This is a genomic window from Microbacterium enclense (assembly GCF_001456955.1).
Lineage (GTDB): Bacteria > Actinomycetota > Actinomycetes > Actinomycetales > Microbacteriaceae > Microbacterium > Microbacterium enclense.
The window spans coordinates 232,564-248,181 of record NZ_KQ758471.1; the positions used below are offsets into that span (position 1 = coordinate 232,564).

At 71.5% G+C, this 15,618-nt stretch carries 18 protein-coding genes and 1 pseudogene; 7 read left to right on the forward strand and 12 right to left on the reverse strand.

Annotated features, from left to right (window positions below):
* Positions 1-49 precede the first annotated feature (49 nt).
* Positions 50-217, reverse strand: a complete 168-nt coding sequence (locus AS029_RS11200) for a response regulator transcription factor (RefSeq protein ID WP_414683040.1) — start codon at positions 215-217, stop codon at positions 50-52.
* Between the two features lie 17 nt (positions 218-234).
* Here AS029_RS11200 and AS029_RS11205 point away from each other — a divergent pair.
* Positions 235-549: pseudogene (locus AS029_RS11205) on the forward strand (ABC transporter permease); the annotation flags it as partial.
* Positions 550-553: 4 nt separating this feature from the next.
* Here the strand turns inward: AS029_RS11205 and AS029_RS11210 are convergent.
* Complete coding sequence (locus AS029_RS11210) at positions 554-913, reverse strand: hypothetical protein (RefSeq protein WP_058232674.1); 360 nt, start codon at positions 911-913, stop codon at positions 554-556.
* Between the two features lie 231 nt (positions 914-1,144).
* On the opposite strand from AS029_RS11210, the gene AS029_RS11215 reads away from it, so the two are divergent.
* Positions 1,145-1,426, forward strand: coding sequence for a metal-sensitive transcriptional regulator (locus AS029_RS11215; RefSeq protein ID WP_058232675.1), 282 nt, complete (start codon positions 1,145-1,147; stop codon positions 1,424-1,426).
* A 10-nt stretch (positions 1,427-1,436) separates the two neighbouring features.
* Positions 1,437-1,769, forward strand: a complete 333-nt coding sequence (locus AS029_RS11220) for a heavy-metal-associated domain-containing protein (RefSeq protein ID WP_074615925.1) — start codon at positions 1,437-1,439, stop codon at positions 1,767-1,769.
* A gap of 167 nt (positions 1,770-1,936) precedes the next feature.
* On the opposite strand, the gene AS029_RS11225 is transcribed toward AS029_RS11220, so the two are convergent.
* Both AS029_RS11225 and AS029_RS11230 read right to left on the reverse strand, forming a co-directional pair.
* Entirely contained in the window at positions 1,937-2,248 is a 312-nt protein-coding gene (locus tag AS029_RS11225) for a hypothetical protein (protein WP_058232676.1), read from the reverse strand.
* A 100-nt stretch (positions 2,249-2,348) separates the two neighbouring features.
* Positions 2,349-2,894, reverse strand: coding sequence for a PadR family transcriptional regulator (locus tag AS029_RS11230; RefSeq protein ID WP_058232677.1), 546 nt, complete (start codon positions 2,892-2,894; stop codon positions 2,349-2,351).
* 133 nt (positions 2,895-3,027) lie between these two features.
* Here AS029_RS11230 and AS029_RS11235 point away from each other — a divergent pair, with 133 nt between their 5' ends.
* Genes AS029_RS11235 through cydC form a run of 4 tightly spaced genes read left to right on the forward strand, consistent with a single transcriptional unit; the run spans position 3,028 to position 8,905 of the window.
* The gene (locus AS029_RS11235; protein ID WP_058232678.1) at positions 3,028-4,467 is read left to right on the forward strand and encodes a cytochrome ubiquinol oxidase subunit I; all 1,440 of its coding nucleotides are present in this window, start codon (positions 3,028-3,030) and stop codon (positions 4,465-4,467) included.
* Between the two features lie 9 nt (positions 4,468-4,476).
* Positions 4,477-5,502 carry a cytochrome d ubiquinol oxidase subunit II gene (gene cydB, locus AS029_RS11240; RefSeq protein WP_058232679.1) on the forward strand — a complete coding sequence of 342 codons (1,026 nt, stop codon included), beginning with the start codon at positions 4,477-4,479 and terminating at the stop codon, positions 5,500-5,502.
* The gene (cydD, locus tag AS029_RS11245) at positions 5,499-7,208 is read left to right on the forward strand and encodes a thiol reductant ABC exporter subunit CydD (protein ID WP_082642272.1); all 1,710 of its coding nucleotides are present in this window, start codon (positions 5,499-5,501) and stop codon (positions 7,206-7,208) included. The genes cydB and cydD overlap by 4 nt, the downstream gene beginning before the upstream one ends.
* Entirely contained in the window at positions 7,205-8,905 is a 1,701-nt protein-coding gene (gene cydC / locus AS029_RS11250; RefSeq protein WP_058232783.1) for a thiol reductant ABC exporter subunit CydC, read from the forward strand. The genes cydD and cydC overlap by 4 nt, the downstream gene beginning before the upstream one ends.
* Before the next feature lie 17 nt (positions 8,906-8,922).
* Here the strand turns inward: cydC and AS029_RS11255 are convergent, their stop codons facing one another.
* The 8 genes from AS029_RS11255 to AS029_RS11290 form a co-directional block, all read right to left on the reverse strand.
* Positions 8,923-9,276 (reverse strand): VOC family protein, encoded by a 354-nt coding sequence (locus AS029_RS11255; protein WP_058232680.1) that lies wholly within the window; start codon positions 9,274-9,276, stop codon positions 8,923-8,925.
* A 74-nt stretch (positions 9,277-9,350) separates the two neighbouring features.
* Positions 9,351-10,196 carry a MerR family transcriptional regulator gene (locus AS029_RS11260; RefSeq protein WP_058232681.1) on the reverse strand — a complete coding sequence of 282 codons (846 nt, stop codon included), beginning with the start codon at positions 10,194-10,196 and terminating at the stop codon, positions 9,351-9,353.
* Positions 10,197-10,276: 80 nt separating this feature from the next.
* Entirely contained in the window at positions 10,277-10,669 is a 393-nt protein-coding gene (locus tag AS029_RS11265; RefSeq protein WP_058232682.1) for a hypothetical protein, read from the reverse strand.
* A gap of 125 nt (positions 10,670-10,794) precedes the next feature.
* The gene (locus tag AS029_RS11270; RefSeq protein ID WP_228375938.1) at positions 10,795-11,874 is read right to left on the reverse strand and encodes a sulfate/molybdate ABC transporter ATP-binding protein; all 1,080 of its coding nucleotides are present in this window, start codon (positions 11,872-11,874) and stop codon (positions 10,795-10,797) included.
* A gap of 65 nt (positions 11,875-11,939) precedes the next feature.
* A complete protein-coding gene (gene modB, locus AS029_RS11275; RefSeq protein ID WP_058232684.1) occupies positions 11,940-12,719 on the reverse strand; it encodes a molybdate ABC transporter permease subunit in 780 nt (259 codons plus the stop codon).
* Positions 12,716-13,474 carry a molybdate ABC transporter substrate-binding protein gene (gene modA / locus AS029_RS11280; RefSeq protein WP_058232685.1) on the reverse strand — a complete coding sequence of 253 codons (759 nt, stop codon included), beginning with the start codon at positions 13,472-13,474 and terminating at the stop codon, positions 12,716-12,718. The genes modB and modA overlap by 4 nt, the downstream gene beginning before the upstream one ends.
* A gap of 175 nt (positions 13,475-13,649) precedes the next feature.
* Positions 13,650-14,045: a TOBE domain-containing protein gene (locus tag AS029_RS11285; RefSeq protein WP_058232686.1), complete on the reverse strand. Its 396-nt coding sequence runs from the start codon at positions 14,043-14,045 to the stop codon at positions 13,650-13,652.
* A 62-nt stretch (positions 14,046-14,107) separates the two neighbouring features.
* On the reverse strand, positions 14,108-15,379 hold the full coding sequence (locus AS029_RS11290; protein WP_058232687.1) for a hypothetical protein: 1,272 nt from the start codon (positions 15,377-15,379) through the stop codon (positions 14,108-14,110).
* Between the last annotated feature and the right edge of the window lie 239 nt (positions 15,380-15,618).

Sequence of the window (15,618 nt, forward strand, 5' to 3'; positions counted from 1 at the left end):
GGCCGCGGCACGGGTTCCGGACCGGCCCGCGTCGCGCGTAGCCACGGCCTCAGCGCAGGATGCCGAGGCCGCGCGCCGCCGACACCGCCGAGGTGCGCGAAGAGACGCCGAGCTTGGAGAACACGTGCGCGAGGTGGGATTTCACGGTCGCGTCGGTGATGTGGAGGCGGTGGGCGACGTCGGCGTTCGACGCCCCGCCGGCGACGAGGCGCAACACGTCGATCTCGCGCGCCGACCATGCTGTCGGTGATCGAGCGCGTCGGCGAGATCGGGCTGCGCCGCGCGCTGGGTGCGACGCGTCGCCAGATCGCCGCGCAGTTCGTCGTGGAGTCGGTCACCATCGGGCTCCTCGGCGGGTTGATCGGTGCCGCCCTGGGCACCATCACGGTCGTCGGGGTGTCGATCGTGCAGGGGTGGACGCCTGTGCTGGATCCGCTGCTCGCCACCGGCGGCGCGCTCCTGGGCGCATTGGTCGGGCTGATCGCGGGCGGGCTCCCCGCGCGACGAGCGGCGCGGATCGAGCCCGTCGCGGCGCTGCGCGGTTCGTGACCCGTCACCAGCCGAAGCTGTTGAACCACTCCCGACGGCGATCGGACTCCTCGCGCGTGTCGTCACCGCGCCAGGAGTCGTGCGGGGCGAGCACGCCGTCGACCGGCGTCACGAACGCCCAGCAGACCGGGCAGAGGGCCCGCCCACCGGGATAGCCGTCGGGAAGGGTGGGCGCGGGCTGTGCCGGCGTGCCCGCTCCGGCGCATTCCGGCGGGTCGGCCTGCAGGTCGCTCCAGAGCAGCCGACCACCCGTGCGGTGGTGCAGACCGCGATGGCCGTCCTCACGCGTGCAGATCTCGCCGTTTCGTCGGCTGAGACACAGTCTCCGCGCGGCGCCCGGCAGGGCTGCCAGTGTTCGCGTCATCGTTCGATTGTCCTCGCTGCGAGCGCAACGGGGGCAGGTGCGGGATGCGCACGGGGCGGTGGGGTCCGGTGGGGAAAGGTTCGGTGGTCATCGCCGACCACCACCGGTACGACGGTAGAGCATGTCGACCTCCTGATGATCCGACTTTCCGCCACCGGGGCCGCCGGGCCGAGGGGGTTGACAGAATCGCGAACGACGCTAGGCATACCCCATGGGGGTATCATGGGCCCCATGCACGGATACGAAGGCCGCAAGGACGAGCTCCTCAAGCGCCTGCGCCGCGCGGAGGGCCAGGTGCGCGGGATCGCGCGCATGGTCGACGACGATCAGTACTGCATCGACATCCTCACCCAGGTGTCGGCCGTGACCAAGGCGCTCGAGAACGTCGCCCTCTCGCTGCTCGACGACCACCTGTCTCACTGCGTCGCCGAAGCCGCAGCGCAGGGCGGTCCCGTCGCCGAAGAGAAGCTCAAAGAAGCCAACCAGGCCATCGCCCGTCTGGTCCGTTCCTGAAGGAGAACCCATGACCGAGCAGCGCATCGACCTCGGACTCACCGCGTCGGCCCCCGCCGGCGGAGGATGCGGCGACGGCTGCGGCTGCGGCGGTGGTGGCGCCGCGGCATCCAGCGCGTCGATCACACCCGCGACGAGCGAACTGCGGGTCGAGGGCATGACGTGCGGGCACTGCGTGCGCGCCGTCACCGAGGAGCTGAACGCGCTCGACGGCGTCGAGGTGGTCGACATCGACCTGCGCGAGGGCGGCACCTCGCTGGTGCGGATCGCGTCGACCGGAGCGGTGACCGACGACGCGCTCGCGACGGCGATCGACGAAGCCGGCTACACGCTCGCCCGCTGACTCGCGCCACACGCGCACCTCGAACCCGTCGCGTGCCCGCCAACCCCGGTGACTTGCGCCTCGTGCGCGCCCCAAGCCCCGTCCCACGAGCACGAGGCGCACGTCACGCTCGAAGAGTCGGAGCGCCGTCGCGCGAGTTGCGGCGCCCGGGTACGCCGCCGGCGGAATCAGAGCACGCGACGCACGAGCGCGTCGACGGCCGCGTGGAAGGTGAGGTGCTGAGACACCTCGACCGCGCGGTCGTAGCGCGCTCCCCCGAGGGAGACGAACACGGCGCCGACGACCTCGACGTATCCGACGATGTAGCCGTCGCGGCTGACCTCGTAGAGGTCGAGGTCGATGCGCGTCCAGGGGATCTCGGTGACCGTCCCCGGCACCTCGATCGGAGCGGACGCGGTGTCGGTGAGCGCGGCGGCGACAGTCGCTGCACGCGCGGCCTTCGACGATCCCCGGCGGCTGAGCGGTGCTTCCATGACCATGTGAGAACTCCTTCGGTCGTCCGGGGTGTTCTCAGGGTGGAGCGTTCGTCGATGAAGCGCTCCGGGCTTGACGAATCACCGCGACCGCGGTACTCGCGCGTCAGATCCCGGAGCGGGCCGGTCGCCCACGCCGAGGGCGTTCCTCTGACAGGGCGAACGGGGTCGCCGCGGCGGTGAGCCGCTCGACCTCATCGAGCCAGCGCAGGTCGGCTTCGAGTCGCGACCGTCGCGCCGCTCGCACGATGGCCGCGGGCACGGCATCCGGGTCCTCGACGTCGCGCTGCGCGAGCGCGGCGCGCACGGCCTCGCGCTGCGCGGACAGGATGCCGCCGATGTCGGCACCCGGCAGCGTCACGGCGAGGGCGATCTTGAGCGCCACCTCGTCACGCCCGTCGGCGAGCGACGCCGTGGACAGCCACGCGCGGGCCTCGGCGCGGCCGGCCGGGGTCGGCTCCCACAGCACCCGGGCCTCGTCGTCGACGCCGGCACCGGCCACCAGCCCGTCGCGCTCGAGTCGTTCGAGCGTCGTGTAGACCTGGCCGACGTTGACCCGCGCGCCCGTGCGCCGCTCGTACTCGGCGCGCAGCTGGGAGCCGTAGCACGCGCCGCGATCGAGGATCGCGAGCAGGCTCTGACGCACCGACACGGGGGCCTCCAGGCGAACTCGGAAATGACATACCCAGCATATGGTTCGACGCCGAGGCAACGCGGGACGACGCTCGCGACCCGCGCGTAGCATGTGGTCTGACCACACAATCCGGTTCGATCGGAGGCTCCTGATGGAGTGGCTCGACCCCCTCGCCCTCGCCCGCTGGCAGTTCGGGTTGACGACGCTGTACCACTTCCTCTTCGTGCCCCTCACCCTCGGCATGTCGCTGATCGTGGCGGTCTTCCAGACCGTCTGGTACCGCACGGGAGACGTGCGCTGGCTGCACATCACGCGCTTCTTCGGGAGGATCTTCCTCATCAACTTCGCCATGGGCGTGGTGACCGGCATCGTGCAGGAGTTCCAGTTCGGCATGAACTGGTCGGCGTACTCGCGCTTCGTCGGCGACGTCTTCGGCGCCCCGCTCGCGTTCGAGGGGCTGCTGGCCTTCTTCCTCGAAGCGACCTTCATCGGTCTCTGGATCTTCGGGTGGGACAAGCTCCCGCGCCTCGCACACCTCGCGAGCATCTGGATGGCATCCATCGGCGCCACCCTCTCGGCGTACTTCATCATCGCCGCGAACGCCTTCATGCAGAACCCGGTCGGCTACCAGATGTCGGCCGAGGGGCACCGTGCGGAGCTCGTCGACTTCTGGGCACTGCTCACCAATCCGGTGGCCCTGGCCGCCTTCCCGCACACGATTTTCGCCGGGTGGATGTTCGCGGCCATGATCGTCGTCGCCGTCTCGGCCTGGCACCTCGCCCGCGGGCGCAACACCGACATGATGCGCCCGACGCTCCGGTTCGGTCTGTGGGCGACGCTCGTGTCGTTCGTGCTCGTGGCGATCGTGGGCGATCAGTTGAGCCTGGTGATGGTGGCGACCCAGCCCATGAAGATGGCCGCCGCCGAGGCGACCTTCAACACGGTGTGCGGTCAGGACGCCTCGTTCTCGATCTTCACCCTCGGCACCCCCGACGGCACAAGCGAGCTGTTCAGCATCCGCGTGCCGTTCCTGCTCAGCATCCTGTCGACGCACTCGCTCGACGGCTGCGTCGAGGGCATCAACGACCTCAACACCCTCTACAGCCAGGAGATGTTCCCGCAGTTCGCCGACCAGGTCGACGGCAACTTCGCGCCCGTGCTGTGGGTCACCTACTGGGCGTTCCGCTGGATGATCGCGCTCGGTGGCATCACCGCCCTCGTCTGCGTCGCCGGCCTCTGGGTCACGCGCAAGAAGGCCACCCGCCCGGTGGCGCCCTGGATGTGGCGCGTGGCGATCTGGGCGGCTCCCCTGCCGATGCTCGCCAGCCTCGTGGGTTGGGTCTTCACCGAGATGGGCCGACAGCCCTGGATCGTGTTCGGCCTGATGCTCACGCAGGACGGGGTCTCGCCCAGCGTCCCCGGCTGGAGCGTGCTCATCTCGCTCGTCGCCTTCACACTCGTGTACGCCAGTCTCGCCGTCGTGGAGTTCGGACTCATCAAGAAGTACGCGCAGAAGGGGCCCGACCCGTTGCCCGACCCGGATGCCGAACACGACGACTCCGTCGAGAACACCCCGACCACGGTCTACTAGGAGCCCGTCATGGATCTCGCATATCTCTGGTTCTGGATCGTCGCCTTCCTCTTCGTCGGCTACTTCGTGCTCGACGGGTTCGACTTCGGCGTGGGCATGTCGATCCCCTTCCTCGGCAAGGACGACATCGCCCGCCGGCAGATCATCAACACCATCGGCCCCGTGTGGGACCTCAACGAGACCTGGGTCATCGTCGCCGGTGCCGCGCTGTTCGCGTCGTTCCCCGAGTGGTACGCAACGCTGTTCAGCGGCTTCTACCTACCCCTGCTGGCGATCCTCCTCGCCCTCATCGCCCGCGGCGTCTCGTTCGAGTACCGCCACCAGCGCGACTCCCTTCGGTGGAAGCGCGGCTTCGACCGCATGATCTTCTTCGGCTCCGCGGTCCCGGCATTCCTGTGGGGCGTCGCCTTCGCGAACATCGTGCAGGGCGTGCCCCTGGATGCCGAACACGAGTACGTCGGCACCGTGCTGACGCTGCTGAACCCCTACGGCATCCTGGGCGGGCTCACGACCCTGGCTCTGTTCTTCCTGCACGGGCTGTACTTCGTCGCGCTGAAGACCGACGGTCAGGTGCGCGCCGACGCCCGACGCCTCGCGGGCCGGGTGGGGCTCGCGACGATCGCGCTGGCCGCGCTGTTCCTCGCCTGGACGATGATGGATGCCGCTGACGCACCGCTGTTCCTCGGCGTGGTGGGCCTGTCGGCCGCCGCAGCGCTCACCCTCATCGGCTCGTGGATCGCGAACACGCGCGATCGCGAGGGCACCGCGTTCTCCCTCGGCGCCGTGACGATCGTCGCGGCCGTCGCCGCCCTGTTCTTCGCGTTGTTCCCGAATGTCATGCCGTCAACCCTCGCCGAGGGATCGAGTCTCACGATCGACAACGCCTCGAGCACCGACTACACGCTCACGATCATGAGCTGGGCGGCGCTGATCTTCCTGCCGCTGATCCTCGCCTACCAGGGCTGGACGTACTGGGTCTTCCGCAAGCGCGTCACCCGCGCCCGCATCGAGAAGGCCGCCCTGGTCGCGCATTGAAACCCGTCGATCCGCGGCTCGTCCGCTACGCCACCGCCTCGCGGAGCTTCTTCGCCGTGACGGCGGCGATCGTGCTCGCCCAGACCGGCGTGATCGTCGGGTTCGCGTGGGCGCTCACGAGCGCGCTGGTCGGCGCGATCCAGGGCCGGCCGCTCGGCGAGCTGTGGGGGTACGTCGGGGTCGCGGCATCCCTCGTTCTTCTGCGCGGGCTCTTGATCGCGGTGTCGGAGCGGGTGTCGGCACGAGGAGCGGCCGCCGCGTCGCTCCAGCTGCGCGCGGCGCTGGTCGGCGCGATCGGGCGCCTCGGCCCAGGCTGGCTGGCCCGACGTAACGCCGCCTCGCTCTCGCTGACCGCGGGGCACGGCCTCGAAGCGCTCGACGCGTACTTCGGGCGATACCTGCCGCAACTGGTCGCGACCGCGATCACGATGCCGATCCTGATCGGCGCGATGACGCTCGCCGACCCGCTCTCGGGGCTCATCGTGGCGTTGACGATCCCTCTCATCCCGCTCTTCATGGTGCTGATCGGCCTGGCGACCCGCGGGGTGCAGCAGAAGCAGTACCGCACGCTCGGGCGGCTCGCCGCACGCTTCGCCGACACCGTCGAGGGGCTCGGCACGCTCAAGGCGTTCGGTCGCCAGCACCGGGCAGCCGCCTCGATCGAGGCGATCACGCGCGACTACAAGCGCGAGACCATGACGGTGCTGCGCGTGTCGTTCCTCTCGGGCTTCGCGCTGGAGTTCCTGGCATCCATCTCGGTGGCGATCGTCGCGGTGACCATCGGGTTCCGCCTGCTGTCGGGCGATCTCTCGCTGCTCGTCGGACTGTTCGTGCTGCTGCTGGCGCCCGAGGCGTACCTGCCGCTGCGGCAGGTGGGGGTGCAGTTCCACGCCGCCTCGGAGGGCGTCGCCGCGACGGAGGAGATCTTCAACGCGCTGGATGCGGCGCGGACGCTCGACGCCCCCGAGAACCGGATCCCGGATGCCGACGCCCCGGCGCTCGGATCGACGATCACGCTCGATCGGGTGCGGGTGCACCGCGAGGGGCACGCCCTGCCGACGGTGTCGCTGTCGGTGTGGCCGGGGGAGATCGTGCTGGTGACCGGGCCGAGCGGTGTCGGAAAGTCGTCGCTGATCGCCGCCCTGCTGGGGTACGCGTCGCACGACGGGGAAGTGCGTGTCGACGGTGTCGCCGTCGCCCATGCCCGCGGGTCGGTGGCCTGGGCGGGCCAGCGCCCGGGACTCGTGTCGGGCACGGTGGCCGACAACGTGGCGCTCGGCTCCCCCGCCGACCCCGCCCGTATCGCCCGCGCGTTGGCCGAGGCGGGGGCCGGTGACCTCGACCCGGCGATTCCCCTCGGCGTCGGTGGTTCGGGACTCTCGGGCGGGCAGGCGCAGCGTGTCGCCGTCGCGCGGGCGCTGTACCGCGCGCGGGTGACCGGGGTGCCGGTGCTCGTGCTCGACGAACCCTCGAGCGCCCTGGATGCCGACACCGAGGCGCACCTGTGGGCGACCCTCCGCCGCGAGGCCGCGACCGGACGCGGGGTGCTGCTCGTCTCGCACCGCCGGTCCGCCCGTGCGATCGCCACCCGCGTGATCGATCTCCCCCTCGCCCCCTCGCGTGAGTCGCCAGAATGTGTCGCTTCGGCGGACGCCCCGGCGACCAATTCTGGCGACTCACGCTCCCGCGGGGCGGTGCGCGCATGAACGCCCGGGTGCGCGGCATCCTGCGCTCGGCGATGCCCTCGCGGCGCCGCTTCGCGCCCGCGGTGCTCTCGGGCTTCGGCACGGCGGCGAGCGCGATCGCGTTGCTCGCGGCGAGCGCGTGGCTCATCGCGCGGGCTGCCGAGCAACCGCTCGTGATGTACCTGTCGGTCGCGGTCGTGGGCGTGCGGGCGTTCGCGCTGTCGCGCGGCGTCTTCCGTTACCTCGAGCGCCTGACCGGACACGATGCCGCCCTGCATCAGCTCGCCGGCGTGCGCGCCGACCTCGTGCGCGACATCGTGCCCCTCGCCCCCGACGGGCTGGGGCGCTCCCGCCGCGGCGGCTTGCTGTCGAGCGTCGTCGACGACGTCGAGGAACTGCAGAACCTCCCGCTGCGGGTGGTGTTGCCCCTGGCGACGGCGGCGGTGACGTCCCTGGCCGCCGTGGCGTTCACCGCATTCGTGTCGTGGCCCGCGGCCCTCGTGCTGCTCGGGTGCCTCGGGGTGGCATTCGCCGTCGCCGTGGCCGTGGGGTGGGCGGCGGGTGCCCGCGCGGAACGGTCCATCGCGCCGCGGCGCGCGGCCGTCGCCGACGCCCTGCACGATCTGCTGACGAATCTCGACGTGCTGACCGCGTACGGGGCGGTGGATGCCGCGTCCGCACGCATCCGCGAGGCCGATCGTGCGCTGCGTCGGGCCGTCATCCGCCGGGGTGGTGCGCAAGGCCTGACGTCGGGGGCGGTGTCGGTGCTCGCCGGGGCCGCGTCGCTCGGGGCGCTGTTCGTCGCCGCGCCGGCGGTCACGGGAGGAGCGCTGTCGGGTCCCGGGCTCGCCGTCGCCGTGCTGCTGCCGATGGCCGTGTTCGAGGTGTTCGGCCCGGTCCCGCTGGCCCTGGCATCGTGGCGCCAAGTGCGCGCGGCGGCGGAGCGCATCGCCGAGGCGGTCCCCGAGACCATCCCCGACGGCCTCCCCCGGGACGAGCCCGCCCCGACCGGGAGCGCACCGGCCCTCGGCTCGGGCCTCGAGCTGCGCGGTGTGGGCGCGCAGTGGCCCGCACGCGGTGACGACGCCCCCGACGCGGGACGTCTCGACGACATCGCTTTGCGCGTCGCGCCCGGCGAGCGTGTTCTCGTCACCGGACCCAGCGGCGCCGGCAAGACGACCCTCGCGCACGCGCTCGTGCGCTTCCTCGACTACGAGGGTTCGTACAAGATCGGCGGCGTCGAGGCCCGCGAGCTCTCGGGCGACGACCTGCGCCTGACCGTCGGCCTCGTCGAGCAGTCGGCGTACCTCTTCGACGAGTCGGTGCGACAGAACCTGCTTTTCGCCCGCGACACGGCCACCGACACCGATCTGTGGGACGTGCTCGCTCGCGTGGGACTCGACGGCTGGGTCGCCGAACGCGGCGGCCTCGACACTCCCGTCGGCGATCGCGGCGCCCTCGTCTCGGGCGGCCAGGCTCAGCGCCTCGCCCTCGCGCGGGCTCTGCTGCGGGGCTTCCCCGTGCTCGTGCTCGACGAGCCGACCGCGGGCGTCGACCCCGCGGCATCCGACGCCCTGCTCACCGACCTGCTCGGCGCCGTCGAACGCGATCAGGCCGTGGTGCTCGTGTCGCACGTCGAGGTGCCGGGGGGCCTCGTCGATCGCGAGGTGCGGCTGGAGGGCGGGCGGGTCGTCGGCTCGGGGTCGAGGCCGCTCTGACCGGCGTCCGCACCACGTCAACCGCCGACCTTGCGCTGCCACACCCCGAAGCGGTTGCCGGCCGGATCAGCGAGATGGGCGAACAGGATGACGCCGTTGTCGACGAGCGGGCGCACGGTGGCCGCGCCGGCAGCGGTCGCGTGTGCGAGCGTGGCGTGGATGTCGGCGACCTCCACGTAGAACACCGCCCACGACCCTCCGCCGATGCCGGAGCTGTCCCACAACCCGCCCGCGTTCTCGTTGACCGTGGCGTAGCCGCCGGGGTTCGCGGCGCCGAACGTCCACCCGAACACCTCCCCATAGAAAGCACGAGCCGCCTGGGGGTCGGTGGTGCCGATCTCGAAGTAGTTCACCGTGTTCGTGTCGCTCATGAGCCTGGCCTTTCGTATCCCGGGCGGTCCGTCCGCCCGCTGTTTCGAGAGTGCGACCTGCCACAGTGAGAGGGTCAAGCGATCGGCACGTTGACCTCGGTGATCCATTTCGCCGGGTCTTTCTCGCGCCCGGGTCCGACGACGTAGACGTTGAAGGGGGCTCCCGCCCGGGTGAAACCGCGCTCGGCGATCCAGGCCCCGAGCGTCTCGGTCGCGTTCGAGATCGTGTCGAAGTCACCACGGTGGGTGGTCCACGCAACCCGCTGTGCGGGCAGCTCCACGATGTCGAATCCGTCTCGAGCGGTGAACGGGCCGTCGTAGTCGCGCCAGATCGCCATCTCGACGTCGTCGTCGCGGAACTCCTCGTCGAAGTACGTGGCACCTATGAGATCGCCGAATCGAGCGGGGTCGACGGCGTCCGGGCGGGCCATGAGTTCTCGGAGGTCGGCCCACATCTCCCCCTCCGCCGGGTAACACGCGACCGTGCGACGCAACCACAGCGTCCGGACGGCCGGGAAGACCCGTTCACCGACCTGCGCCGACGGGGTGTCGAGCGCATCGGCGAGAGAAAGCGTCAGACGCTTCTGAGCCTCCAGCTCGGCGGCCGCCGCCTCCAGGGAGGCCGCGTGCTGGGCGAGCCGCGCACGCAGTGCATCGGGCGCGGCGAAGAGCGGGAGCAGCTCCTCGATGAGGGGAATACCGCAACCTGCATCGCGCAGGGTGCGGATCCGGCCCGCGATGCGTAGCTGCTCGGGTGCGTATCGCCGGTAGGACGTGAAAGCGTCGACGGACGCGGGCGTGAGCAGACCGCGCTCGTCGTAGTGACGAAGCATTCGCACGCTGATGCCCGCATAGCGTGAAAACTCACCGATGCTCAGCAGGCGCGAGACTGCCGCGCCGGTGACGCTCGAGTCGCTCATACGCCGATTGTGACGCAGGCCTCCGACATCGCGACAACCCGGGCAGCAGCGGATTGCTGACCGCTCCCGGACCGAGCTGGTCAGATTCGAGGCGTCGGCCGAAGGAGCGATGTCATCGACGCGAGACTGTGCACCAGCAGACCGACTCCCCAGAGGCCGATCATCCAGACGAGGCCGCCGTTGGACGTCGCCGGCCACGCTGCAGCGACGAGGTGCACCGCAATGGTTCCCACGACCACGAGGTACGTCACGACATGAAACAGCAGGAACGCGACGGGTTGGCGCTCGAAAGTGTCCTGCAGGCGCCGCAGTGCCGTCGTGGTGATCGCTGCGGCGAGCAGCAGTAGAGCGAATGCCCACGCGTCGACCATGCCTCGCATCTCGATGACGACGTGGAACAGCGTCATCGTCGCGATCAACGCCGCGATCGAGACGACGACGACGGAGCGCGGGGCGAGCGGGGCTGCGGTCATGGCGGAGATCCTTCGTGAGCGGACGGATGGTTCTCGTATTCCACAACGGCGCCCGGGCGCGCGGAACCTGCCGCCGGGGGGTTTCACCCTCGGGGTGCGGCGAATCACGACCGTACGCACTCTGTTCAGGATGCCGCGACGAACCGCACGCTCTCCGGCGCAACGTCCACCCGCACGCCGTCTCCCGGCGCGAGACCCGCGGCGACCGCGGGCGGGACCTCGACCACGCCACCGTCCGTGCTCACGCGCACGCCGGTCGGCGTCGGCTCGAGGTGCGACACGATCGCCGGCGCCCCAACTCCGAGGCGGGCGTCGGTCGCGCGGTAGACGGCGGCCAGCGGGACCCCGTCGACGTCGGCGAGGGCGCGGGAGCCGGCATCCGTCGTCTCGAGCCTCAGCCCACCCCGTACGAATGCGCCGCCGCGCGCCTCGCCCGTCAGCCACTCGAGACCCGCGATCCGCGCCGCGACCTCGGTCGCGGGGGCCGCGAGCACCTCGCGCACCGCGCCCTCCTGCGTCACCCTGCCCCGCTCGACGATCAGCAACCGGTCGGCGAGCGCCGCGGCATCGACCGCGTCATGGGTCACCGCGACGGTCGTCACCCCCGCCAGGCGCTCTCGCAGCATGGCCCGGATCTCCGACGCCGTGACCGCGTCCAGCGCGACGAGCGGCTCGTCGAGCAGCACCACCCGCGGGGCGGCCGCGAGCGCGCGCGCCACGGCGACGCGCTGCTGCTCGCCGCCCGACAACTGCCCCGGCCGGCGGTCCCCCGCTCCCGGGAGCCCGACGCGCGCCAGCCACTCGTCCGCAGAAGAACGGGCGATGGATGCCGCGACCCCGGCCGCGCGCGGACCGAAAGCGACGTTCTCGCGCGCGGTGAGGTGCGGGAACAGTCGGGCGTCCTGTCCGAGCAGCACGATGCCCCGGTGCATCGGGTCGGTGCGCGTCCGCGGGGCCTGATCGAGCACGCGACCGTCGACGCTGATCTCGCCCCCATCGAGCGGCGTGAGCCCGGCGAGCGCGCCGAGCAGCGTCGACTTACCCGAGCCGCTGCGACCCATGACGGCGACGGTCTCGCCCGGGGCGACCTCGAGCGGGATGTCGACGGTGAAGGCGCGCCGGCGCACGACGACGTGGGCGCGCAGGGCGGCGGCGGCCCGTCTCGTACCGGCGTCCACCCCGACGTCTCGGCTCGGGCCGTGCACGGCGGCATTTGAACCCGCCTCGGCCTTCCGCTGTCGCCGGCCAGGCGTCCCGGCATCCGAACCCGTCATCGCCCCACCCCCGGCCGCCACCCTCGCACGAGCAGCAGCACCGCTACCGCCGTGACGAGCAGCAGCAGCGACAGCGCGACGGCCGTGCCCTGCGAGACGCCCGCGCCGTTGAACGCGGTGTAGATCGCCAGCGGCATGGTCTGGGTGACGCCCGGTCGATTGCCCGCGAACAGCGCGGTCGCCCCGAACTCGCCGATCGCGCGAGCGAAGCAGAGCACGACCCCCGCCACGATGCCGGGGGCGGCGAGCGGCAGGGTCACCCTGCGCAGGATCGTCGCGCGCGACGCCCCGAGCGAGGCGGCGGCGCGCTCGAACTCCACCCCGGTGCTTCGCAGGGCGCCTTCGACGGCGAGCACCAGGAACGGCAGCGCCACGAACACCTGCGCGAGCACGACGGCGGGGGTCGTGAAGGGCAGGCCCAGGATGCCGAGGGGTCCGGTGCGACCGAACAGGTAGAGCAGCGCGACACCGCCGACCATCGGGGGCAGCACGAGCGGCACCGTCACGAGCGCCCGCAGCAGGGCCGCGACGCGGGCAGGGCTCCGCGCGATCAGCAGGGCGAGGGGGATGCCGACGACCGCGCACAGCACGGTGGCCACCGCCCCGGTCCCTAGCGAGAGCCCGAGCGCGGCGATCGCCGCCGGAGAGGTGATGTCGCTCCACACCGTCGCCCACTCGACGCGGGCGATGAGCGCGGTCAACGGTACGAGAAGGAACAGCAGCCCGGCCACCGCCGGCACGATCAGCCAGCGCGGGACGTACCCCGCCGTCGTCACGGCGCCCGGAACCCGGCGTCGGCGAGGACCTTCTGCCCCTCGTCCGACAGCACGAACGTGACGAAAGCGGATGCCGCTGCCGGGTTCGGCGCGTCGGTCAACGTCGCGATCGGGTAGCGATTGACCACGGCGTCGGCTCCCTCGGGAACGATCGCCTCGACGTCATCGCGACCGACCACGTCGGTCGCGTAGACGAGACCCGCGTCGGCCTCGCCGGCGGCGACCTTCGTCAGCACGGCGGTGACGTTCTGCTCCGCGCTCGCGGGCGCCACCGTCACGCCGGCGTTGGAGAGCAGGGTGGCCGACGCCGCCCCGCACGGCACCTCGGCCGCGCACAGCACCGTCGTCACCCGCGCGAGGTCGGCGAGGGACGCCACCGCGCCCGGGTTTCCCGCCGGCACCGCGACGACCAGCGTGTTCGCGGCGAACAGCTGCGGATCGGGCGCGGACGCTTCGACCTTCGCCATGTTCTTCTCGTCGGCCGAGGCGAACACGTCGGCGGGCGCACCCTCGCCGATCTGGGTGGCGAGCGTGCTCGAGCCGTCGTAGACCGTGCTCACGGTGACACCGGGGTGGACGGCCTCGAATGCGGCCGCGATCTCGTCGAACGAACGCTGCAGGGAGGCGGCCGCGTAGACCTCGAGGGTGCCGGAGAGCTGGTTCTCGGATGCCGCGGGAGCGGGCGCGGCGCTCGCGCAGCCGGCGAGCACGGCGGCGGTGCCCAGGAGGGCGAGCAGGCGGAGAGAGCGGGACATGGCATCCTTTCGGCGACGCCGGCGGGCCGCTCCCGTTCGATTATTCCGCATGTGCGGCTTCTCAGGGTCTTACGCTCCGCGCGCGCGGACACCTGGCCGGTGGGCCTGTCGCCAGGGCGGTGTCCCCCAAGCCACCGCAAGACCCGGGACGGATGGACATCGGCGCGTCACCGCTTCACCCGCGCGGAGCCTCCACCGTGACGACCGTCGCCTTGACCGACGCCACAGCCAGCGCGCCGGGTTCGAGGGCCAACTCCTCGGCCGCCTCGGCGGACATGAGCGAGACCACGCGATGCGGCCCGCACTGCATGTCGACCTGCGCCATGATGCCGTCGATCTGCACGCGCGTGACGATCCCCACGAAGCGGTTCCGTGCACTCGAGGCCGCACCGGTCGGGTCGGCGGGCTCGTCGGCCAGCGCCACCGCCCGCTCCGCGAGCGCCGCGCCCGGGATCTCGGTGGGCGACGTGTCCGTGGTGGGCAGCACGCCCTGGTCGATCCAGCGACGCACGGTGTCGTCGCTGACCCCCAACAGTCGCGCGGCCTGGGCGATGCGAAAGGTGCTCGGCATGCGATGACGGTACCGCGCCGCCCCTCGACTCCGCGGCCGACCGGCGGCCGGCGCGTGCGGGATCAGGCGTTCGCGTCTGCCGCGATCAGAGCGTGCAGTCGGCCCTCGAAGCCGTTCAGGTCGAAGGCCCCCGTCTCGTCGCGGACGATCACGTGCAGACCTCCGCGGAGGGGGGTGATCTCCACCCACACCCCCAGCGGCAGGCGGAGGTGCTCCGGCAGGCCGCCGACGAAGGTGGACGCGTCCACGTATGGCATGAGCGCTTCGTCGACGACGACCTCGGTCGTCGGCAGCGACACGTGGATCTCCAGCGGCACCCGCGGGGTTTCGTCGGGAACGCGTCTCGATGCGACGGGGTGGCGCACCGCGTTCTTGAGCGAGATCAGCGTGGTCGCCAGAAGCCAGGCGACGGGTACGCCGGATTTCGTCGCCGCCGAGATGCGCTCGGTCAGGGCCGTCGCGCTCCACTCGTCGCTCATCAAGCGCCCCATCGGTATGGACGGGGCGAAGTTCCCCTCGACGTCGAACCCGCGGGGCACCCAGCGTCGCGCGTCGATCGGGATCACGACGCGGAAGTCCGCCCCGTCGTGACTGCTGTCGCGCAGACACCGCAGCACCAGACTCGCCGCTTTGAGAGACACCGGAGGCCGTGCCGGACGGCGTCCCTCGACGGCCTGCTCCGGGATGCTCGCGATCGCTCGCACGCCGTCGGCCGGCAGCATGAACGACACCGTGCGGGTGCGTGCGACCGACTCGGTCTTGGTGAGCGTGCGTGAGAACGGGTACGCGGTCTCCGTCTGCGCGTTCCGGGAGCGGAAGATCTGCCGGGCCGTTCGGATACCCGCCGGTCCCGTCAGCCCGAGCCGCTTCATCGCCGTGCGAAGCGGCGCCTTCGCCCAGGGGACCGCCGGCACGGTGTCCACGCCCGGGGTGCCGAGCTTCTCGACCACCAGGCTTGCCACGGAGGTGGCGCCGCCGCCGTCGTAGAGGCTGTGGGGGAAGCCGAAAGCGATCAGTCCCTGGTTGATGAAGATGCGCACCGGCAGTTCGCCGGGACCGAAGACCCGTTCCATCGCGCGATCCGCCAGCTCGGCGCGGTCGATGGCCCCCTCCACCGACTCGACCGCGCGGGTGCTGGCGGCCAGGGCCGCAGACGGTTCGGCGCGGCGCCAGCGTCCGCCCCGGGTGCGGAGGTAGTGCAGCCGCGCCCCTCGCGGAGAGGCCAGGGCGTCTCGCAGCGCGGCGAGAACCCGCTCGTGCGTCAGATCGACCAGCGGCCCGAGGATATAGCAGGCGTGGAGATCGTCGTACCCGAGATTGCGCAACCCGCTCATGCGCGGGCCGCCCTCGACATCGTTCCTCGAACGACGTCGATCGCGGCGTGGCGTTTTCGTACGGCCGACGGCGCAGCGACGCGGCGCCTCGTCGTCTCGATAGTCACCATGCTCATATTCACGCCTTCGTCCCCCGGCAAACGGCCCGTCAGCGGCGTGCGAGCACCACCACTGCGTTGTCAGCTCGTCTCCCAGCCGGGAAACGAAAAGACTCTACCGTGGGCGAAGAGCTCCGATGG